This window comes from Yoonia sp. GPGPB17 (assembly GCF_037892195.1).
Taxonomy (GTDB): domain Bacteria; phylum Pseudomonadota; class Alphaproteobacteria; order Rhodobacterales; family Rhodobacteraceae; genus Yoonia.
The window spans coordinates 2,007,650-2,029,604 of record NZ_JATACI010000002.1 but is presented as its reverse complement, the minus strand read 5'-3'; the positions used below and the strand labels follow the sequence as shown (position 1 = coordinate 2,029,604).

General features: G+C 54.2%; 18 protein-coding genes and 3 pseudogenes. 6 read left to right on the top strand and 15 right to left on the bottom strand.

Annotation, left to right across the window (positions count from 1 at the left end; all coding sequences use genetic code 11):
• Positions 1 to 159 precede the first annotated feature (159 nt).
• A complete protein-coding gene (gene ald / locus QTO30_RS10895; RefSeq protein ID WP_340424163.1) occupies positions 160 to 1,278 on the bottom strand; it encodes an alanine dehydrogenase in 1,119 nt (372 codons plus the stop codon).
• A 138-nt stretch (positions 1,279 to 1,416) separates the two neighbouring features.
• Here ald and QTO30_RS10890 point away from each other — a divergent pair, with 138 nt between their 5' ends.
• From QTO30_RS10890 to QTO30_RS10880, 3 genes are all read left to right on the top strand, one after another.
• Positions 1,417 to 1,875: an Lrp/AsnC family transcriptional regulator gene (locus QTO30_RS10890; protein WP_340424162.1), complete on the top strand. Its 459-nt coding sequence runs from the start codon at positions 1,417 to 1,419 to the stop codon at positions 1,873 to 1,875.
• Positions 1,876 to 2,057: 182 nt separating this feature from the next.
• Positions 2,058 to 3,365, top strand: a complete 1,308-nt coding sequence (locus QTO30_RS10885) for a matrixin family metalloprotease (protein ID WP_340424161.1) — start codon at positions 2,058 to 2,060, stop codon at positions 3,363 to 3,365.
• A 22-nt stretch (positions 3,366 to 3,387) separates the two neighbouring features.
• A complete protein-coding gene (locus QTO30_RS10880; protein ID WP_340424160.1) occupies positions 3,388 to 4,176 on the top strand; it encodes a transferrin-binding protein-like solute binding protein in 789 nt (262 codons plus the stop codon).
• Positions 4,177 to 4,191: 15 nt separating this feature from the next.
• Here the strand turns inward: QTO30_RS10880 and QTO30_RS10875 are convergent, their stop codons facing one another.
• Complete coding sequence (locus tag QTO30_RS10875; protein WP_340424159.1) at positions 4,192 to 5,310, bottom strand: Coenzyme F420 hydrogenase/dehydrogenase, beta subunit C-terminal domain; 1,119 nt, start codon at positions 5,308 to 5,310, stop codon at positions 4,192 to 4,194.
• A 161-nt stretch (positions 5,311 to 5,471) separates the two neighbouring features.
• On the opposite strand from QTO30_RS10875, the pseudogene QTO30_RS10870 reads away from it, so the two are divergent.
• A pseudogene (locus QTO30_RS10870) lies at positions 5,472 to 6,146 on the top strand (IS3 family transposase); the annotation flags it as partial.
• A 181-nt stretch (positions 6,147 to 6,327) separates the two neighbouring features.
• On the opposite strand, the gene QTO30_RS10865 reads toward QTO30_RS10870, so the two are convergent.
• The 9 genes and pseudogenes from QTO30_RS10865 to fnrL all read right to left on the bottom strand — a co-directional run bounded on the left by QTO30_RS10865 (position 6,328) and on the right by fnrL (position 15,411).
• Positions 6,328 to 6,960: an outer membrane protein gene (locus QTO30_RS10865; RefSeq protein WP_340424158.1), complete on the bottom strand. Its 633-nt coding sequence runs from the start codon at positions 6,958 to 6,960 to the stop codon at positions 6,328 to 6,330.
• A 384-nt stretch (positions 6,961 to 7,344) separates the two neighbouring features.
• Positions 7,345 to 7,965: a hypothetical protein gene (locus QTO30_RS10860; RefSeq protein ID WP_340424157.1), complete on the bottom strand. Its 621-nt coding sequence runs from the start codon at positions 7,963 to 7,965 to the stop codon at positions 7,345 to 7,347.
• A 32-nt stretch (positions 7,966 to 7,997) separates the two neighbouring features.
• The gene (locus QTO30_RS10855) at positions 7,998 to 8,204 is read right to left on the bottom strand and encodes a hypothetical protein (RefSeq protein WP_340424156.1); all 207 of its coding nucleotides are present in this window, start codon (positions 8,202 to 8,204) and stop codon (positions 7,998 to 8,000) included.
• Between the two features lie 141 nt (positions 8,205 to 8,345).
• On the bottom strand, positions 8,346 to 9,050 hold the full coding sequence (locus QTO30_RS10850; protein ID WP_340424155.1) for a response regulator transcription factor: 705 nt from the start codon (positions 9,048 to 9,050) through the stop codon (positions 8,346 to 8,348).
• Between the two features lies 1 nt (position 9,051).
• Positions 9,052 to 11,427, bottom strand: coding sequence for a PAS-domain containing protein (locus tag QTO30_RS10845; RefSeq protein ID WP_340424154.1), 2,376 nt, complete (start codon positions 11,425 to 11,427; stop codon positions 9,052 to 9,054).
• Between the two features lie 758 nt (positions 11,428 to 12,185).
• Positions 12,186 to 12,842, bottom strand: coding sequence for a hypothetical protein (locus QTO30_RS10840; RefSeq protein WP_340424153.1), 657 nt, complete (start codon positions 12,840 to 12,842; stop codon positions 12,186 to 12,188).
• A 119-nt stretch (positions 12,843 to 12,961) separates the two neighbouring features.
• Complete coding sequence (locus QTO30_RS10835; protein ID WP_340424152.1) at positions 12,962 to 13,381, bottom strand: hypothetical protein; 420 nt, start codon at positions 13,379 to 13,381, stop codon at positions 12,962 to 12,964.
• A gap of 26 nt (positions 13,382 to 13,407) precedes the next feature.
• A complete protein-coding gene (locus QTO30_RS10830) occupies positions 13,408 to 14,139 on the bottom strand; it encodes an eCIS core domain-containing protein (RefSeq protein WP_340424151.1) in 732 nt (243 codons plus the stop codon).
• A gap of 547 nt (positions 14,140 to 14,686) precedes the next feature.
• A pseudogene (gene fnrL, locus QTO30_RS10825) lies at positions 14,687 to 15,411 on the bottom strand (transcriptional regulator FnrL).
• A gap of 243 nt (positions 15,412 to 15,654) precedes the next feature.
• Between fnrL and QTO30_RS10820 the strand changes: the two are divergent.
• Together QTO30_RS10820 and QTO30_RS10815 are read left to right on the top strand one after the other, a co-directional pair.
• Complete coding sequence (locus QTO30_RS10820) at positions 15,655 to 17,055, top strand: selenium-binding protein SBP56-related protein (protein ID WP_340424150.1); 1,401 nt, start codon at positions 15,655 to 15,657, stop codon at positions 17,053 to 17,055.
• Positions 17,056 to 17,058: 3 nt separating this feature from the next.
• Complete coding sequence (locus QTO30_RS10815; RefSeq protein ID WP_340424149.1) at positions 17,059 to 17,733, top strand: hypothetical protein; 675 nt, start codon at positions 17,059 to 17,061, stop codon at positions 17,731 to 17,733.
• Here QTO30_RS10815 and QTO30_RS10810 read toward each other — a convergent pair.
• The 4 genes and pseudogenes from QTO30_RS10810 to QTO30_RS10795 form a co-directional block, all read right to left on the bottom strand.
• A pseudogene (locus tag QTO30_RS10810) lies at positions 17,730 to 18,499 on the bottom strand (IclR family transcriptional regulator). The gene QTO30_RS10815 and the pseudogene QTO30_RS10810 overlap by 4 nt on opposite strands.
• An 18-nt stretch (positions 18,500 to 18,517) precedes the next feature.
• Positions 18,518 to 19,876 (bottom strand): TRAP transporter large permease, encoded by a 1,359-nt coding sequence (locus tag QTO30_RS10805; protein WP_340424148.1) that lies wholly within the window; start codon positions 19,874 to 19,876, stop codon positions 18,518 to 18,520.
• Entirely contained in the window at positions 19,866 to 20,543 is a 678-nt protein-coding gene (locus QTO30_RS10800; RefSeq protein WP_340424147.1) for a TRAP transporter small permease, read from the bottom strand. Before QTO30_RS10800 ends, QTO30_RS10805 begins: the two co-directional genes overlap by 11 nt.
• 119 nt (positions 20,544 to 20,662) lie before the next feature.
• On the bottom strand, positions 20,663 to 21,895 hold the full coding sequence (locus QTO30_RS10795; protein WP_340424146.1) for a TRAP transporter substrate-binding protein: 1,233 nt from the start codon (positions 21,893 to 21,895) through the stop codon (positions 20,663 to 20,665).
• Positions 21,896 to 21,955 lie beyond the last annotated feature (60 nt).

Sequence of the window (21,955 nt, the reverse complement as noted above, 5' to 3'; positions counted from 1 at the left end):
ACCTAAAGTATAGTGCAAGTTTTGCAATTCATGCCATTGCCACAAAATAGCTTGCTGATCGCCACAATTACCCCGCCGGTTCGAGGTTGTTTATGTGTCCACATCATCCGGTGCGGCGGATGAGGAGAATCGGCCGCACCGGTTTCGTGAGTGTGTGTCCTATTCCTTCAGGGCCAGCGCAGGTGACAAAACGTCAATGCCCAACGCTTTGCCCACGGCGTAGTAGGTCAGTTTGCCCGCGTGCACATTCAGTCCGTTCAACAAGTGAGGATCATCCTCGCAAGCTTGTCGCCAGCCTTTGTCGGCCAAAGACAGCATGAAGGGCATCGTGGCGTTTCCGAGTGCGATCGTTGACGTCCGCGCCACAGCTCCCGGCATGTTGGCGACGCAATAATGCATGATCCCATCGACGTCGTAGATCGGGTCTTCATGGGTCGTAGCTTTCGAGGTTTCAAAACAGCCGCCTTGGTCGATGGCGACATCCACCAGCGCGGCACCGGGTTTCAATTCGGCCAATTGTGCCCGCGAGATCAGTTTGGGCGCGGCCGCACCGGGGATCAGAACCGCACCGATAATCATGTCCGCTTCGCGCGCCAACTCAATCGTGTTGCCAGCACTGGCGTAGCTGTTCTTGAACTGTCCGCCAAAGGTATCATCAAGATAGCGCAGACGCGGCAAGGACCGGTCGAGCACCGTCACATCTGCGCCCATACCGGCGGCAATGCGCGCAGCATGTGTGCCGACGACGCCGCCACCGATGACCACAACGCGCGCAGGTCCCACACCAGGCACGCCGCCCATCAGAACGCCGCGTCCACCGTTCGCCTTCTGCAACGTCCAAGCACCAACTTGAGGCGCCAGACGCCCGGCGACCTCAGACATAGGTGCCAGCAGTGGCAGTCCGCCACGGTCGTCCGTCACGGTCTCATAGGCGATACAGGTGGCACCTGATGCCATCAGATCCTTGGTCTGCTCTGGGTCTGGGGCAAGGTGCAGATAGGTGAACAAAATCTGACCTTCGCGCAGCATCTTGCGTTCGATCGCCTGAGGCTCTTTCACTTTTACAATCATTTCGGTCGTTTCAAAGACCTCTGCCGCAGTTTCAACGATAGCTGCACCAGCATCAATGTAGTCTGCATCCGTAAACCCGGCGCCATTGCCTGCGCCTGATTGGACGGTAACTTTGTGGCCGTGGTTGGCGGCTTCGCGCGCGGCATTTGGTGTCAGGCCGACGCGGAATTCCTGTGGTTTGATCTCTGTTGGGCATCCGATATGCATGACCCGTTCCTCCCTATAATCTGGGCGGACTATTCATCTGCCCGTCTGCAATTTCACCGGGCTTTTTCTTGGATGTTTGCGGTAACTCTGGTAAGAACTTGTCTGATATGCCAAATTTATCGAAGGATCGTGCGGAAAATGAAACTCGACAGTATTGATCGCCGAATCCTCACGGTTTTGCAGAAGAAAGGCCGTATGTCGAACGCGGAACTTTCGGATTTGGCGAACCTGTCTGCCTCAGCCTGTCATCGGCGCGTGCAGCGGTTGGAAAAGGAGGGGTTTATTCGCGACTACGTTGCCCTTCTGGATCCGCGCAAGGTGGGTCGTCCAACAACGGTCTTTGTTGAGATTACGCTTAGTGGGCAGGCTGATGAGGTGTTGGATGCCTTTGAAAAGGCCGTCGCACGGGTGCCGGATGTTCTGGAATGTCACTTGATGGCGGGTACGGCTGATTACCTGCTGAAAGTGGTTGCAGGGGACACCGAAGACTTTGCCCGTATTCACCGCCGCTATCTGGCGACCTTGCCAGGGGTGGCGCAGATGCAGTCATCGTTTGCTTTACGTACGGTGCGGCAAACAACGGCGCTGCCTGTTTGAAGAATTTCTTAAGGCTTTGCAGGCCATATCTGTGATCCAGCGGATTTGGGACCGACGCATGTGCGTTTCGTTCCAGACAAACTGCTTTGACACAGATATGGCTGAATACTGATTTGGCCAATGGTTGAAACGGGCGGTCCCTTTACGGGCCAAATGTGACGGGACATAGAGCCATGTGCGTGATGTGTGGAGTTTCATACTGCAACGCTGCAGTCGGCGAGACGGGCGACAGTGTAGAAAACCCGCAACGGATGACGCAGGGCACGCCCGATGCGCCTTTTGCGTTTATTGACCCATTTAACGATGGGCAAGTTGAGGCGATGAAGTGGGGTGTTGATCGCATCGGCGCGTCCGGCGGGACAGTGACCTACTCAATGAACTTGACCGGGATCAACGGGTTGTCCGGTGCGGCACTCGCGGCCTTTGACAGGGCCATCGAATTGGCGTTTCTGACGTGGTCATCAGTTGCGAACGTCATGTTCAAAGAGGTCACATCCGGGCGTGGCATGATTGATATTTCAACCGGTGGTTCAAATGTCCATTCCAATCTTGGATCGCCATCGGGGGTACTGGGCTTTATGACGTTCAATTCGCTGACTGATCCTGTCAGGGGGAACGATTCCTATTTGTTCGATGAGGTCGAAATTGTCTTTGACACTGCCGAGAGTTGGTCACTCACCGGCGGCAGCATCGACTTTTTCGCCGTGGCATTGCACGAAATTGGGCATGCATTGGGGATGGGGCACGTACCGAATACATTCAATGGCGGCACCCTGCAGAACATGAATCCATTCTTGTCGACAGACGCACTGCAGGGCGGTGATGTTGCAGGCATTGGCACCCTTTATGGCGCGCGCGCATGGCGTGATGCCGCCGACAGTGCCGATTTCACAAAGGTGAATACGGCGCAGATCATTTTCGCCAAAGGCGGCGATGATGTCATCAATGGCAGTGACCTTGGCGATAGCATCTTTGGCGGCGCGGGAAACGACGATCTTTTTGGGAACGGTGGAAATGACCTGTTGGTTGACACCCGTGGCAGCAACAATATCGCAGGTGGTCATGGCGCCGACAAAATCGTTGGGGGTGGCGGTTCGCTGGATGCGGCAGGCAATTCTGGCAATGATACGCTAATTGGCGGTATCGGTGACGACAGGTTGGACGGCGGCTCTGGCAATGATGTTTTGCGTGGTGACCCGAGTGGTAGTTTCGTTACGGGCGATGACCGGTTGATCGCAGGGTCAGGCAATGATGTGCTGGAAGGTGGCGGTGGCGCGGATACCTTTGTCTTTAGTCGATCCGGCGGTGACAACCGGATTCTGGATTTTGAGATTGGTTTGGATGCTATCGACTTGCAAGGCTTCAATATCGCTCAGGGCGTGTTGACCGACAATGGCACCGATAGCTTTTTTGCTTTCAATGCGGCGGGCGTCAATTTCGACCTGACGATCGAAGGCGCCATTGTCACAGAATCGGATTTCGCATCATGATCAAATCTGTGTTGCGTGGGTCATGCGCTTAAGCATGGCCAGTTGTGGGATTGCGGCATGCGTTGCGGGCGGCGCAGGCAGTGGCAGCAATAGCAGTGGTGCACCGGCGGTAGAGACGCCCCCTGGTGTTGGCACACCTGCATTGTCTGACCGAACCGCAGCTTGCGTTTTTGATGCGACATATGTTGTACTTGAGGGTGACACCTTCGGCGCGCGGCGTAGTGTGACTTTTCAAGGTGAGACCGGCGCGATCACCACTGGCGCGCTGGATGGGGCGGATTTTGATGACGCCGCTATATTCAGCAATCCAGTGAATGGAGAGTTTTCTCGGGTTGTCCAGATCAGCGATGGTAACGTCTTTGGCGTTGTTGGCCTGACCGTTCCGGCGGGTGATCTGCCTGCGAGCGGGAGTGTTACTCACTACAATGAGGGCTGGGTGAATGTAACGGCCGCTTTTGAAACGGATACTTTGGTTTTGACTGGTGACGCCGCATTTACGGTGAATTGGGGTGGCGGTGGCGGCATTGCGGGCACGCTTTATAATTTTAGTGTTGAAAGTGCGAGTACGGGATACCTTTCTGGTGCCGGTTCCATTGTTTTGAGCGATGGAGCTGTAAGCGGCGATAACTTCAGTTTTGGGACGGGCACCATCAGCGGAACTGGTGACTTTGCCCGTTTGGGGGGTGCAGGTACGCTTTCATCAACGACGGGCACGTTCTTTGGCCCGCAAGCGGATGAGCTGGGTGGCGTCATCGTGATTGATGACCCAAATGATAGTATCCTTGTCGTCGGTGCATTTCAGGCTGATTGATCGTCCGTGACTTGCTCACCCGGTTTGGGTGTTAGCCCGTAGGGCCCGGCGAGGTTCCAGACGTGCTCTGGCACCATGTTCTTGATCTTGGCGGGTTCTTCGCGCCGCAGGTGCAGGATGGTTTCGGCGGCTTTCATTTCGACACGCGCGCGGGCGAATTCGAGGCCACGAGGGCCAATCCGGGGCATCAGCCAGCCCATGATCCCCCGCAGCCAATCCGGCATCCGGCGCAAAGGTAAGCCGCCAGCCGCCAGTCGGGTGTTTTCGATGAAACCTTTGACAGAGCCAGCACGTTTGCCTCTTGATCCGGGGGGCGAGCGTCACCTCATCACCAAGGCTCTTGAGCATTTCAGCCCCCCGGTCATTGCGCACAATCAGCCATTGATCGCCTTCACCGGCCATATAGCCGACAGTGATATCGGCGAGCCTGTTGGTATAGTCCACGCAGGTACGGCAGGTGGTTGGAAAGAAATCAGAAGACAACTCGGAAAGCGGCAGTTTGAGAAAGGGGATCAGCCGCTGGCTGCCATCGGTGAATCGCAGTTCGACATGATAGTCGGCGCGGAATTCGAGGTAGGTGACAGTTTCAGGCGCATTGGTCAGCCGGGCGAGGAAGCTGTGGAAATTCTCGGTTGTTGTATTGTCAGAGCACGGGGTGCCGATGACATAAATACGGTCGAACCCAAGGTTAGCCTCCATCGCGCGCAGGGCGTAGATCTGGCAGGGGATGCCGATGACGGCGATTTTGCGATGGCCTGCGGTGAGGGCCGGTTCCAACAAGGCAAGCAGCGGGGCATAGCCCATCCGCATCCCGCGGGCGTACTGCATGTCGGCCGGATCGGTGATAAGGGCAGGGCGCGGGCGCCATTTGTCGGTTTCGTCAGGCACCATCGTGAGGACGGCATCGACAGCGCCGGTTTCCAGCAGTTTTTCGGCAAAACGGGTCGTGAGGCCAGTCCATTGCGCGCCGGCGCGTGCGGATGTGAGAGCGGCGCGGTACATGGTCTGGATGACGCCAAAGAACTGCTCATCGCCAGTAGCCTGCGCGGCGCGCCCATGCACCGTTGTTTCTGATGAAGGGTAGTTTGGTTTGATGAACTGGCAGGCTTTGCCGCAGGCGGATGGGTCGGTCATCCGTGAGACGCCGCAGTCAGTGCATAGCCCACGCGGGGCAGGCGCGCGGAATTGAGGTATCTCAAATGCCGTCATGTCGCCACTTTAGGGAAGGGGTGACACCTGTCCAGAGGAAGCTTGGGTGCGACGCCGTGTTTTCCAAGGGCTTGATCAATGGCGGCATGGTGGTCCTCACGCATATCAAGGAACAATATCGTCTTGGCCTCGGCGGCTATGGCCGTCGGCGGGTGACAAAAGGACAGAAGGAACTGGGTTTGCAGGTCCGGCTCCGTCGTGTTGGTCGGTTGATGCCCGAGAATTGCATCTGTGTTGAATGATCACAGAAATACAAGGTTGCGGCCGATAGCAGCCATGCGTTCAATATCCCGCCGCACCCGCTGAACTGGGACTTCGCAGCGGATCAGCAAAACCAGAAATGGGCGGTCGACATCCGCTATGCCTGACCTCGCGAAGGTTGGCTGTATCTGGCTGTCATTCTCGACCTTCACTCCCGATATGTGGTCGGATAGTCCGTACCTGACCGGACGAAGCGCGATCTGGCGATCCGGGCTCGCGCTCGGCAACCGCCCAAATGATGCATTCACCACACGGATTGTGGCAGCCAATACTGTTCTCACGACTATCCGAAGCTCCTGCACCAGTATGGGTGCCTGGTATCGATGAGAAGCAAAGGCAATTACTACGACAACTCTGCCGTCGAAGCATTCCTCAAAACGATCAAAGCAGCGCTGATCTGGCGGCGGTCTTGGCAAACGCGCAGGGAGGCCGAACTGGCCATCTTCCAGTACCTCAAAGGCTTCTGCAATCCGAGGCGAAGGCACTCAGCACTCGACTAGAAAAGCCCCATCATCTTTGAATAGAGAGTGGTCTAATTGAGTATTTGGAGCGGCACAAAAACGTGACAGGTCCAACTGGAGATGCGCACCAATCGCCAGGGCTCTTTCGAGCTTTTCTTCGAAAAGCACTTACTTGACGCGTTGAACTGACCGCGCCGTTTTGCGCGGTCAGTCTCTCTTATCAGAAGTGATAGGAAACGCGCAGCATTGCTGTGTTCAGATCGAAGTCTGTGTCGCTGCCTTCCATGTCTTCAAAGCTGTGGACAAGGTATTCCGCGCCAATAGAGAAGTTCTCGTTAACCATGAAGTCCGCACCAATACCGTAGAATGGTGCGTTGTCTTCCAACTCAATCTTGTCGATGCCCTGCTCGATTGTGATCGCAGCATGCGCCAGACCAGCTGTGCCATACACCAATGTTGATCCAATGTTCGTACCGGCCCGCAGCTTCAAATGCGCAAGAGTATCAACATCGATGAAAGCCGATGGGTTATCGTCTTCTTCCAGATCACCCGAAGAGCTGGTGTAGTCCACCTCGACCCCAAGCGTCAGAGGGCCAAAGTCGCGTTGGACGCCAGCATGAACCCCATGAAACGGGCCTTCAATGTCAAATTCGCGGAAAATGGTGCTTGGATCATTGGGGGCCACGTCACCCGTGCCAAATCCCAGCTGCGCGCCAACATAGAAGTCGTAAGCCGGTGCTGGCGTCGGAATCGGAGCTGCGGGCGGAACGATGACTGGGTCGCTGAGCCCTCCCGCGGAAGTAGTTGTAGCAAGGGTTGATGTGTAAAGAATAAGAATTAAGGCGTGTCGCATGTGTTGTTCCTTTCGTTTCAGTGTGGAACAGCCAGACGACCGGCGGGTAATGCGATACAGTATAATCAACCACAGATCAGCGTTTCGCTTGTTCCTGATGCATGGCTAATTGGTCAACTTATCCAATTGATTTCATTGATGTATACTTGTGTACCAACTGTATCTTTTACGTATCATTGACCGGAGGTTGATTACGAGCGTGCCACTTCGCTGCACGCAAAAAAGGGCCGCCCTCAATGGTGATTGAGAGCGGCCAGACGGACAGCTGGTGTCGAACGTGGTGAGCGCATAGAGTTCTGGGGATATGCAGCACCGTGAGTGGGACCAACTATCAGGGTAATGAAAACCCAATGGGCTTAGGGTTGGGCTGGGAAACCTACAACCTCAATCCTGCTGCCGAGGCGGGCGTGTGTCCTGACGCTCTGGCCTATCGGATTGGCGCTCCGGTCGGTCGCTCTGCCGGGCAGGTCGCGTCTCCTGCCGCGCGGGTCGGTCACTTTGACGCGCAGGGCGTATCTCCTGCCGTGCTGGCCGATCACTGACTTGGATTTGGCCCGGCTGAAAAGGCATCGCGGTACCGGTTGGTGGGGCTAGGGTGTTTTCGAGGTTAGGCGCTGCGAGGCAACGGACAAAAACGTGGTAGTCAAATTGATCGCTCTGTAGATCCAATTGCCCAAGGTTTGTCTGCTTGGCAGGTTTGACGTTACCTCCGCGGGCGACAGCGATTTCGCCAGAGAACGTCGCATCGGTTGAGACATTCCAGTTTTGCGCAAGCACCTCTTGCTTGGTCCAACCCGCATCGACGTGCTTGGCCAAGTTGTCGGCGCAAGCCTGGACGGGGGTCATCAAGGTCCAATCAACGCTGTCGAGCGGGATGTCGAAATGGGCTTGCAAAGCCAAAGTGCGCCGATCCCCATTGCCTATTTGATCCCACGTGTAGTCATAGTTCCAATGATCTAGGTTTGCTTCGACGACGCCCACACTGTCACCAACACCAACGCTCAACCCGTTGATCCGCCTTCCTTGCTCAGCAGCGCTTAAGCAGTTGAAATCGCAAAGACTTTCGATGTTGTTGTGGTCGAGGTGTAGCCGTTGGTATTCGCACGCACGACGATGGGCTCTGCATCAATAGATGCGTGTTTTACCTCAAACGACTGGACCCAGTCGTCCGCGGCAGCGACTGTGCCCAGTGTTGTCAGGATCAGCGCTTGCGCAACTGCTTTGGTAAAATCGTACTTTTTCATCTCTCTCTCCGTATAAATGCGACCACATTTGCGCTCGCTCGCAGAGATGTTTGATGCCCCAGCATGTCTTGCTGGTGTTGCGGAATGTCTCAATTGTATCGAAGGCTAGGCGCGACGTATCAGTGGGGTCAACTGCAGGCGTCAGCCAAAGACATATCCAATACCGCGCACCGTTCTGATAACTTCTGGCTTGCTAGGATTGGGTTCGATCTTTCTGCGAATACGCGATATGCGCAGGTCGATCGATCTGTCAAACGGCTCCCATCCGCGGTCATGCGCCTGTTCCAGAAGCTGGTCGCGGTTCAGGATGCGCCCTTTATTCTCGACAAACACACGCAAAAGGCTGAACTCCATCGCTGTCACGGCTATTTCGCTGCCTGTGGGCCCAAAAAGCCGCGCCGCTTCCAGATCAAGCTGACAGCCGCCAAAGGGAACTGTACCAGAAAGACGTTGGGCTTCGTCTTGCTGCGCCACCTGAATGTCACTGCGACGCAGAGCAGCTTTGACCCGCGCTTGCAACTCGCGCAGATCGACAGGTTTGACCAGATAATCATCGGCCCCCAGTTCAAGCCCCAGCACTTTGTCCACAACATCGCCAGCCGCTGTCAGCATCATGACAGGGACTTGCGAACGCTGTCGCAGATCGCGCAAGGCAGTCAGCCCGTCCATCCCTGGCATACGGACATCGAGGATGACAAGATCGGGTATTTCGCCGTCCAAACTGGTGAAGAGCTCCGCAGCATTTGCCGCCTCTTGTACTGCGTACCCGCATTCTCCCAGATGGTCCTTAAGCATCCGACGCAGCGCGGGTTCGTCATCGCAGATCAGGATTGATTGCGCCTCCATCTTAAGACTCTTTGCGATCGGTTGCCCGGCGTAGAAGCGTCATCAATTCATGCTTAATGATAGGCTTTTCGATGTGCGGACGGCCGCTTTTGTTCAGAAAGTCGGCGACATTCTGGCTCATCGCGTCACCGGTGACAAAACCGATGCGATCAGCAGCGGCCGGTGCGACCTGACGCATGGCATTGTAAAAGGCCTGACCATCCATATCCGGCATCTTATAGTCGCTCAGGATGACATCAAAGCTTTGGTCTTTCGCCAAACGCAAAGCCTCGCGTGGGCTAGTGGTGGTGGTAACGTCAAATCCGTCTTCGCTTAGAACATCGCGGATGAGGCGGGCCACTCCGACCTCATCATCCACAACCAGCAAGCGCCTGACGCCGCGCACAGGTGTGTGCGGTAGCACGTTCTGATCCTTAAACGCATCTTTGGTTGCAGCTGACAGGCGCACGAAGAAACTTGTTCCTTCGCCAAGGGTCGAGTGCAAATCTAGCAAACCATCGTGGCTCTGAACGATGCGGTGGCTGAACGCCAGACCGACGCCTGTGCCCTCGCCAACTTCCTTGGTTGTAAAAAATGGCTCGAATATCCGGCGTTGAAGATCGCGTGGGATACCGGGTCCGTTGTCGCGCACCTCAACGACAGTTTCGTTCTTGCGGGTGTCAAAAAAGCTACGCACGTGGATCTCGCCTGCCTCGCGTTTGTCCTGCACAGCATGGCCAGCATTGATGATCAGATTTGAAAACACCTGTGCCAATTGATCAAAGTCGCCCGCTACCATGGGCGCATCTTCATCGAATTCGGTTATGACCACGGTACCGTTACTTTTTAAGCTATAGCTTGAGACCTCAAGCGCTGTGTTGACGACCTCATTGATCGAGCAGTTTTCGATCTTTGTTGGCCGCTGGCGTGCCATGGCCAGAAACGTTTTCACAATCTTGGCCGCGCGTTCTGCCGATTGGCATATGAAATCCACACGCTCTGCAAGAACAGGATCATCAATCTTGCCCTGCAGCATTTGCGAGTACCCAAAGACGACCGATAGCGGGTTGTTCAACTCGTGCGCGACGCCAGCCAGAAGTTCGCCTAAGGCAGAAAGTTTCTCGTTCTGATGGGCAATCTCTCGCATCTCGGCCAACTCGCGTTCGGCCTTTAACTGCTCAGTCACATCGTAAAATTCGATCATGTATCCACCGAGTTTTGTGCGGTGCGAATTGCCCGAGATTGTCCGCCCGTTAACGGACATCACCACATTCTTCTGGTAAGTGGTTGATGCGTTGTAGACTTCTTGCGCAAACTCTTCTGCTGTCACACCCTCGGGCAGGTCGAAAGCACCCTCGTCGACACAACGCCGCGCTGCGTCTTTGAGGTGCTCACCAGGACGCATAGGTTCCATGTTCTGATACCAGATTTCGCTGAGCTTATCATTGCCAAAGACGAAACGGGCGTTCTCATCGTAAATGGCAATGCCATTATTGAGCGCCTGAAGGCCATCTTCGAGCACGTCCAGCGCGCGTTGTTCGCTTTCCTTGATGTCCGTCACGTCGCGTACAATCAAAAGTGCGCCACCAAAAGATGTTTGGTGGGATGAGCCCACCATATGTCGACCATCTGCAAGCCGATATGGAACCTGTTTGCCAAACTGCGACATCTCTCCCATCAGCCAGACAACAAATTCATCGCCCGTCATCCCTTCAGGAACCGCATAGTACCCGGACTTCATTAGTTTGATCAGGCTCTCCAACGCATTTTCGCCAGCCAGGGGCGGCGCAACATCGCTGCCGTCGAAGTGCATCTTGTACCATGCGTCGTTGGCAAACACGAAACGCATGTCACTGTCGCAAAGTACCATGCCTGTATCAAGTGACTGGAAGCTCTCCATCAGCATGTCGCGTGCACGCAGATCCACGTCCTGCTCAGCTGTCACATCCGTGATCAAGATCAGATAACCGCCTTGCTCGGTCCTGACCACTTTGAGCGAGGCAACGCGCCCATCCCGCAATGTGTAGGATCGGTTGGGACCGCAATCTCTTAACCACGCGATCGCATCATCCGCGAAGGCATCAAATGCAGTGCCTTCAGGCAGTGCAAGCTGCTCGCCGTTGTAAATCTGCCGCAGCAGTTCAACAAACGGGGTGCCCCTGTCGGCCTTCGGGTGTTCTGGAGGAAACACCAATTTCCAATAACTGCTGTTGGCCATCAAGAAGCATAGGTCGCCATCGACAACTAGAATGCCTTGGCCCAAGACATCAACGACCTCACGTAGGTTCGGCTCAACACCTCCCGCACCGCCTAAGGTGTATGCTTGCGTCGAGGTAGACTTTTGCGCCAAATGATCCTCCTCTGCCTCTGCGTTGATTGCCATGCTTCGGTAGATCATCCCAAGTGATCCAACACATGTCGCGCTTTGTATCAATTGTATCAATGCCAGTGGAGTTGGAAGGATGTTTAACTAGAGGAGCATCGTCAAGTTTGGCTGGATGGTTTGGACCTACGGCGAATGACTGGTTTCCGCCCTTGGTGCTTTTCGCTGCGGTCGCGAAAGGCATAAGGCGGATGTAGGTCAAAGAATTCGAATGGCAGCAAAGCCCAATACCTTGCTCATCTCCATGCTTGCGTGCGCGGCGAAGGTTGGCTCTGACGGGCCGCACCGCACCGTCAGTTTAGTGGATTGTTCGCGACATACATCCGCTGTCACCGCACCGCTCTCCTGCTACTTCAAGATCGCGATGACATGCTCTTCGTTAGACCTTGATCTCTTCATTCTGTTTGTCTCCTTTTTCGGGACGAACTTTGCCGCAAACTGGAGCACGAAACGGGTGTCACGTTGGTGCCAATACGCCCCCAGTCCGAATGCTCAGTTCAGTCATTTTACAGAATCTCGCGCACCAGTTTCCCAAATCGATTGAGGTATGGCGTTTTTCAGACAATAGATTTGGTCAACTCGCGTTTCAGCAGTCCTGCGCATAAGGAATGCTGATCATCCCTTCAGTGCGAGCATCCAACCAAATCTGCTGAGATCGAAAGCGGAAGCCCGGTGTCGTCACGCCTGAAACCGCGAAGGTCGACAGATCGTTTGCAGCGTCGTTCACTTCAAAGCAGACAATAAACGGTTTGCCCGGGGGTGAGCCGACATAGCTATAAGCGCCAGCTGCTAAGCAGAGATGCCAAGTTGAGCGTCAAATCGGCGTCAGAGGGCGGTGACCCTGTGGTGTCTGCCAGTCGCAGTTGGCACCCGAAACGTGCCCCGGGAAAAAGGACTGTTGGGCAGGCTAAACGTGCCCAGGCTGTCAAACTGGAGCCGTTGTCCACAATTGGAATAATATGAGCAAAAGAGGTTGCGGTTCGGATGATTTTAGCGTCATCAGATCCAGAAGTGACCTCAATCTCCTGCTCAACACGTACATTGATGTCCGCATTGTCAAAATAAGGCGGGAATAACTTGTTCGGTGCTCTGACATCCTCCAGTTGGTAGGTGCAATCAGTAGATCCTACAGGGGTTAATTGTAAGCTGGTGCCGACATCGACATCGACCTTCAAATCTTGACAGGGGATGCTGTCAAAAGAGGCATTGATAGGCCGCACGATTAGGGTGCTAGGGATCGTATTTGCGATCACGAACGGGGCATAGGCCAAAGCATCTGCTGAACGGGTTCGGTTCGCCACAACATTGATTTTGAGTTCCAGGGATAGGTTAGGGTTTACGTAGGAATTGTCGATGCTGAAATTTGGCCCGGTGCCGGTTAGCTCGTAAAACTGCTGACGATTGATGATCGAGGCACGTTCGCCGACCAATAAGGTCGTCTCACCAATAGACTGGCCTTGAATGCAGATAAAAGCGGTTGGTTCGTTTTCTAAAACTATATTGTCCCGGACGAAATCCGACGCGGATACCCCGTGGCGCTCTTCACAGCCTATGACTTGATCGCTGGAGTCGTATAGAACGGGGCTGTGGAATCTTTGGCGAAGCCCAGTGTTGTTTGATTAGATCTATGTGTTGGACGTAAGCGTTCAACCATCACGCTTGAAACTACATCCGGTGCCTTGTTTTCCAACCGCCAGCTCATCCCGATCTGTGCACCCTCGGCTGTTTCATTCCAAACAGGGATGTAAATCACTTCGCCTACACCAACAGTGTAGGCCGTCTGTGTGCTGCGGATTTCGGTAAAATCAGCTGCGCGGCGACTGATCGGTGTAAACAGATTCTGTTCGAGTACGGCCTCCGTCTCTGAGATCACGAAGTCATCCCATCGAATAGGCGAACCGTCTGCCCAGACCGAGGACGCAAAGGCGACGGCCAAAACACAGGTTAAAACGCGGAAAATAGTACTCATTTCATATCTCAGACGGGTTGGGTTTGTTAAGTGCAGGGCTTTCGACGATCATCGGATCTTGCGCAGATCTGGCCAGATTGCGCGGCCATTTCCAATTCGGCTAGCATTTGGTCCGGGAAGACTTGTTCTACCAATCTAGCGTGTTGCTTAGTAGTGGCAGCGTTGGGCTGTGTCTCGAGCAATTGCGCATAGCACTCAACAATTGCTCCCTGTTGCTCAAAACGATAGTCGGTGAAGGCTTTGCCGGTTTCGAGTTGGTAATAATAGACTGCGTCACCATAATTCAAATGTTCGGAAACGATTTTTGAAAACGAGTATCCCACCTCATCCCTGTTTTGCCATTGCCAAACATGAACCAGTTCATGCGCCATTAGCCAAAGATCATCGCGATAGGCTGTGGTTGAAAAGTCATCTACATATCTATCTCGATTGAAAAATACGGTGTTGCCAACAGCCATGGCGGGTGCACCAAATAGCTCGGGCAAGGCAGAGGCCAGCAGTGATTTATCTTTTTCGAAACTACCCTCACTGAGGTCACGGCTCAGCGTTTCAATCTCGCCTTCTTCGCGTAGTTGCCGAATGGCGCGGCGGAACCTGAGGTTATCGCTGCCTGAAAAACGTGCCGTGTCCAAAGCGATATCTCTGGTCAAAATGCTTTGAGCATAGAGTGTTTCCCCATCAGTCATAGGTCGCCCACAAGCCGACAGGTTAATAAAAACACAAAGCGGTACAGTGACTGCGTACATAAATCTATTCATCTATAATATCCTAAATATTCGACAAAATGTACTTAATAAGATCTGTGGATCAAGGAGTTTTCTACTTCCGTTCCTAGCAATGCACTACATCCTGGTACATTGTCCGCAAAACAGAACGCTTCATGTAGTTGAGGCAAAGACCGGAGATGCAAACCTTACGCCCAATCAACAATGGATATACCGAAATAGTGCTTATGGTAGTGCATTCAATGAATGCGGCCCAGTTGCAAGCTCCGCGTCTACCGACTGAATATGCTGGATAACCACTTATTGAAACACAGGTCACCCAGACCCCTGATCCACGTAGTTCAGGTGTAGAATTCGTCCCTGCTTCTTTCTGTTGATATTGTTGCATTCAAGGCCTGCTGAGCAGATCTTTTGCCTAGGGTCTGGACTCAATGGGTCCTGACCCTATCTTCATCAAGATTTGGGTTTATTGCTCCCGGTACCCCTTGCAGACCTGCTGGGAACACGAAAACCGTGGGACTTCGGCTATCTCTAAAAACAAGCTTGACCCAAACGTCCAATTTGAGAAGCTACTGTTCCACTAGAACCCGTACTCGCCGGTCTCCGCTTTCAGCGCCTCAAGATCGGGTACGCGAATATCACGCCGGTCATCAAAGGCAATGAACCCTTCTTTCTTCAACGCAGACATCTGGCGGCTGACGGTCTCGATGGTCAGCCCAAGATAATTCGCCATCGTTTCACGCGTAATCGGCAGCGTAAAGCTCACCTCGGCCGTCTCACCTGGCTTCAAAGAGGCCATCCGTACCGCGATCATGTGCAGCAGTGAGGCGATCTTTTCGCGCGCCGTTTTGCGCCCCAGCACCAACATCCACTCGCGTGCCGCGTCCAATTCGTCCAACGTCATTTCAAGCAGGCGTTGTCCGACATGCGGTGTATCTTCGATAAGTGTTTCGAAAGGTTTGCGACGGAAGCAGCACAACATCACATCTGTCTCTGCAACCACATCGCAATCAATCGTTTCACGATTGGGCCTGCCTAAGCAAAATCGCCCGGCAACAAAAGACCCACCATCTGGATCCGGCCATCTGGCAACGTGCGGGTCAGGCTTGCAACGCCGGACACGACTGACCCCACGAACTCCAACGGGTCGCCACCGAAAAAGATCGTCTGCCCCGCCGAATACGTCCGATAGTACTTGATCTCTTCAAGTTGCTCCAACTCGTCGGTTTCACATTTTGAGCACACGGCGTTGTAGCGAATTGGACAGTCTGCGCATGAACGCAGCTTCGGTACGGCGAGCGTCATTTGTCAGTTCCCCGGTAAAAATTGGCTTCCGCCACTATGACCTGAATTGAGACAGGTGACCAACGGGTAATACTGACGCAGCCCGGTGTCCAGCGGCGCCAACAGTTTTTCTTGACTCAATCAGCCCTCATGATCCCATACTCAGATCAATTGTAAGACATTTGACGCCAGCGCTTTTAGCGTCCGGCCTGCGGGCCCAATAAGCCTGAATTGGCATATTTTCTTTAACTGGGAGGACGAAGAATGAACCTAAGACCTGATCCAACATTTTACCCCACAGCGAAAATCGCGATGGAAGCCCCGGCTGAGACGGTGGCTTTTACGCTTATGCTCAGCCCGGACGGCAGCCAGCCGGACGGGCTTGCCGTGGTTGATGTTGACCCCACGTCGGACACCTATGGCAAGATCGTGCACAGCCTGTTTATGCCCAACCTTGGCGATGAGTTTCACCATTTTGGCTGGAACGCCTGTTCGTCCGCGTTGTCACCCCTCACAGGTCATGCCTTCCTCGAACGCCGCTATCTGATCATCCCCGGCATCCGGTCCAGCCGCATTTACATCATTGATGTGAAAGAGCCGCTGAAAGCCAAGATTCACAAAATCATCGAACCAGAAGAGCTGTTTGAGAAGACCGGCTATTCCCGCCCCCACACCATCCACTGTGGTCCCGAAGGCATCTATGTCTCGACCCTTGGTGGCGGCGGTGAGGATGGCACAGACGGCCCTCCGGGGATCTTTATCATGGATTGCGAGACGTTTGAAATCCTTGGCCGCTATGAAATGGACCGCGGCATTCAGGACAAGCACTATGATTTCTGGTGGAACCTGCCGCGCGACTACATGGTCAGTTCTGAATGGGGTCTGCCACCGCAGTTTGAGAATGGCATCGTGCCAGAGGATTTGTTGTCCAACAAATACGGCCACACGATCCACTTCTGGGACCTGCGCGCGCGCAAGAACATCCAAAGCATTGATCTGGGTGAAAACCATCAGATGGCCTTGGAAATTCGCCCTGCCCATGATCCGGCCAAAGAGTACGGGTTCTGCGGTGTGGTGGTCGATACGACCAACTTGCAAGGCGCGATCTTCACGTGGTGGCGCAAAGAGGACGGCACGTTCGAGGCCAAGAAGACGATCACGATTGATCCGGTGCCTGCTGATGCCGATGATCTGCCGGAATTGCTGAAAGGTTTTGGGGCCTGTCCACCTTTGGTCACAGACATCGACCTCAGCCTTGATGATCGTTTCCTCTATGTCGCCTGCTGGGGCTTGGGCGAGATGCATCAGTACGATGTGTCAGACCCGATGAACCCGGTGCTTGCGGGAAAGGTTGACCTTGGTGGGATCGTCAAGAAGACTAAACACCCCAACGGCAAGGACTTTGGATACGGTCCGCAGATGGTCGAGATCAGCCGCGATGGGAAACGCGTCTATTGGACCAATTCGCTCTACTCCACATGGGACGACCAGTTCTACCCCGGTGAACGCGGTGCGGCGATGGTTTGCGCTGACGTTGGCAAAGATGGCGGCCTGACACTGAACAAGGACTTCTGGGTTGATTTCCCTGATGGCTATCGCAGCCACCAGATCAGGCTTGAAGGCGGCGACTGTTCAACCGACAGTTTCTGCTACCCCTCGGTCTGATCCTTGTTTGAACTCACAACAGTGACGGCCCTTTGGTGGGCCGTCATCGTCTCAGGCCTTTATCACGGTCTGAACCCGGGGATGGGGTGGCCTTTGGCCGTGTCGGCCGCATTGATGGAACGCAAAACATCCGCCCTGCCGGGCGCGCTATTCGCGCTGGCGGGAGGGCACTTTTTGGCAATGTGCGCGATCCTGCTACCGTTCTCACTGATGGTGACTTTGGTGTATTGGGAAGGGCAAATCCGGTTGGGGGCTGGGTTGCTGGTGATCGCACTTGGCGTCTATCTGCTGATCAACCGCAAACACCCAAGGTTTCTCGCACGCGTCCCACCATCACGGCTGGCACTTTGGTCTTTTCTTGCCGCAATGGCACATGGTGCCGGGTTGTTGTTGGTTCCAATCTTCCTCGGGATCTGCGCACCTGAGAGCTTGGACGAAGGCCACCAAGCTGCCGAAAGCCTGATGGCCAGCAATGTCGGCATGGCCTTTATCGTAGCAGGTGTTCACACAGCGGCCATGACCCTCGCAGGCGGGGCATTGGCGGCGGGCATGTATTTCTGGCTTGGACTGAAATTCCTGTCACGGACGTGGTTCAATCTGGACGTCGTCTGGGCACTCAGCCTGATCCTCGTTGGTGGGATCGGGATTGTGACCGCGTCACATACAACGCAGATTTAGCGCCCGGCGATCGCGGCCAATTCGTCTGCTGCTTCGCGCAAAGGCTCCAGATATTCGACCAGATCAGGCAAATGCCTAAGCGCTGTTCCGGTGCGTGGATCGACAGGGTGGAGAGCAGCCGCCCTCTGTTATCAAGGATCGGTACGGCAATGGCCGTCATGCCGGGCATGAATTCTTCGTTGTCCGTCGAATAGCCACGATCTCGCGTTTTGATCAATTCTTCTTGCAGCTTCGCCGGGCTGGTGATCGTATGGTCGGTCTGCTTGTCCAGACTGTGATTTTTCAAGAATCGATCAAGGTAGTCGGGGCGCAGGGTCGACAGATACATCTTGCCGCTCGCCGTGCAATGAAACGGCACCTGTGTGCCGACCGGCAGTTGAATACGCAGGGGCCAATGCGTCTCGACCCGATCAAGGTAAAACATCCCTTCACGTTCCGGGATGGCAAGGTTGCAGGTCTCGCCAACCTTCACCGCCAAAGATTTGAGAACCGCCAACCGAACGGTACGCACCCGTTCCGACGACAATGTATTGATTGATAGAAGGCGCATGCGACGGCCGGGGCTGTAAGACCGGCCATCGATATCGCGTTGCAGGAAGCCTTCGGCCTCTGCCGTGGCGAAAAGGCGGTGAATGGTTGGCTTGGGCAGGCCCAGGGTTTCATTCACCACCGAAGGGGTCACCGGGACACCGACCTTCGCGACTTCCTCCAGCAGCAGCAAGAGCCGCAGGTTCGTCGGAATTTGACCGGTGTCCTCGTCTTTCATATTGCTAACCAATCCGTCTTATCTGTCAGGCAAGATAGCCAGAGCGGTCTCAGGCACAAGTGCCACAAAGAACCAGACGCTGATCAACGCCGCCAGATATGGCAGGATGTACCGCAGCAGCCTAAAGTACGGCACACCCGTCACGCCCGATGCCACATAGAGGTTCAACCCGTAGGGCGGTGTCACAAAGCCGATGGACGCCCCCACAAGGAAGATCACCGCAAAGTGGATCGGATCAATACCGACCGATGCTGCGATGGGGGCCAGAATAGGCGCAAGGATGATGGTTACCGGCAGGGATTCAAGGATCATCCCGGTGATAAACACAATCGCCATTGAGGTGAACAGCACCGCATAATAGCCGCCCATACCGGTTACGAAGTCACCAATAAAGTCCTTCGCACCCAGTGATGACATCACTTGCTGCATCGCAACCGACACCGCGATCAAAGGCACCAAGATGCCCGAGATCTGGGCAGACCGTGACACAATGGATGGGATTTGTGGAACGGTGAAGCCTTCGACAACGAACATTGAGCCATAGCTCTTCTGTTCGACGGGAAGATCAGAAGAACTCCCCATAACCTTGTTCAGCGGGTAGGACACCAAACCAACCAACACACAGAAACCAACGGTCACACCCGCAGCTTCAGTTGGGGAGAAACGACCGGTGTAGATGCCCCAAAGCACCAGACCAATCGCAAAGAAACCCAACCACGCGCCAATGCCGGTTTTGATCATCCGCGAAATCGACAGGCCAATCAGAACGCCCCAGCCGTTAATGGTACAGATGATAAAAGCAGCCGTCATCATACCCAGAACCATAAGTGAACCCGGAATGATACCGGCGACAAACAGGTCTGAGATCGGCAGGTTCAGCAAAAAGCCGTAAACGATGAAGATAATGGACGGTGGGATAATGATACCCACTGTACCACCCGCTGCAGCCGTCGCCGCCGAGAAGCGTTCATCATAGTTACCCTTCACCATCTCAGGATGCAGCATCGAACCAATGGTCGCCGTCGTTGCCGAGTTGGACCCCGAGATCGCAGCAAAGAGGCCACAGGCCGCAATGGATGCCATCGCCAGACCGCCGCGTAGCCAGCCAAGGACCGAGTATGCGAAATCTGATAATCGTCGGGCAATACCAGACTGGTTAATCAGGTCCCCTGTCAGAATGAAGAGTGGCATCGCCAGCAAGGCAAAGCCTTTACTAAAGACGTTAATCAGCTCGTTGCCTGTGTTTGCCAAAGGCAGGTCAATGACAAAGCTGATGCCGATCACCCAGTAAAAGATGACGAGCAGGACGGGTGTACCGAGCATGAAGAAGATCGTCACGCCCAATGAGATAAGTGTAATCCATGTGCTATCGGCCATTAGACGTCCCCCCGATCACAGCTTGCTTGATGATCTGATCACCGGATTTGAAGTTGTTCCAATCCTCGATCCAATTGCCGATCACACGGCCAGCCATCAGTGTGAACGCAATGGGCACCGTGATGTAGAACCACCACTTCATGACGTCATCGACACCATCCACCAACTGGAAGTTATCAGCGGAAAGCGCTGTAAACCGAAGCGAAGTCGTAATCGCAATCCAGCAAAAGCCTAACCAAAGGGCTGCATCCAGCGTGAGCGTTGCCATCTGCCCACTGGGCGGCATTTTTGAACGGAACTCACTGAAACTCAGGTGCGTGCGAAGCTTCACATTATATGAGCAGGCAAACCAGGCCATCACCATAAACAGGAATGGGGGCACGGTTGTGGAACCCGACCATTGGTTCGAAAAGACAAACCGGTCGATCACACCCCAGCAAATGATGCCTGCGATGATCAGATACATGACCACCGACGTTGTACGCTCTAGATGGCGTTCGATGAACGGCACGTAATGGTACAAAAGATGCGCAAGATACCCGCCCACAAATGTGAAAACAAAACAAAACAGCCACATGCCGTTTGCATCAAAGGCTTGACGCATATCCCACGTGCTGCCCGAGAAGATGGCCGGTATGACAGCCACCGCTTCAGCCAATATTGACATCTAGGTCTCCCCCTAATGTGTCATAATGTCGCTACTATGGAGCGATCTTATTTGTATGAAAAGGGCCGACCGAACTCCCATTCGGTCGGCCCAGATCTTTCGGGTAGATGAAGGCTGTATTAGCCTTTCCACCAACGACGTGGCTCGACGTTCTCAGGCAGTGTGTCGCCGTCAATTGTACGTACCTCGTCATAGATTTCCTGATATGTGTCCAAACCGCCGGACCACCCGTTCAGGCGCTCACGCCACTCTTCCCAGAGTGCTGGCTGGAACTCAGGTGAACACATCTCTTCGGCTTTCCGGATCTCTTCTGGAGACAGGAATGCGTTGCGCACGTTGTTCTGTGCAAAGATTGTGTTTGGCAGCTGTGGATCAGACTGACCAACGGTGTTGATCAAAGCAACTTCGTTCGCGGCCTGAACATGTGTCTGTGCCCAATAGGATGATTCCATCACCGCATCCTGCAAATAACCCTCAAGGCTATCGAAGACAGAGGCCGACATGGCTGTGTGTTCTGTCCCGCAGAAGAAGTTCAGGTGAACCGATTGGGATACCACGGGTGCCATGTTCGCATATGCCACCGCAGACGCCCATGTTTCAGCACCGTCGATCAGACCCTGCTTCAGGCCGTCGAGTGTTTCTTCCCAAGCAACCGGAACAGGGTTCAGGTTCAAAGCGTTCATCGCGATGCGACCAAGCTGCGTACCGGTGACACGGTTTTTTGTGCCTGCCAGTTCGTCAATCGACGTCACCGTTGGCTTGTCTTCAAAGTTCAGACCCAACTGGATACCGCGAAGTTCGGCGTGGCTGAACAGGAACTTCAGACCGTGGCGCTTCTCATATGGTTCACGCAGAAGACGCATGGACGCTGGTGAATACAGGAAGTGATACTGGTCCGCACGGTTACGGAACATATAGGCGTAGTCCAGAACGTTCAGATAAGGTGCACCACCGGCAGAGTTCTGTGTGGATGCCGCGTAGATATCAACGATCCCCTGCTGTGTTTTTTCAACGCAAGATGTCTGACCGCAGATTTGGTTGTCACCTATAAACTCGATGCAAATCTCACCATCTGTCCGTGCTTCAAGGTCACGCGCGAATTCCAGCGCACCAGCGCGCTCGATCAAAAGGTTGCGCGCATTAAAGCCGGATGCACCGAATTTGAGGTTATATTTTGCCTCTTTCGAGAAGCGACGCTCGTAGGTCGATTCAGCCGCAGACGCCAAGTTTGCAAGGCTCATGGCCCCACCAAACGTACCCGCTGCCATCAGCGTCGAGCTCATCCCGTACTGCCCTGCCAGCTTAAACAGATCCCGCCGCGAAATACGGCTGAGTTTATCTCCAATCATCATGTTTCCTCCCATGCTGTCGATTATTGAGACTATTAGTTTCAAAAAAGCCTAGTATAGTCT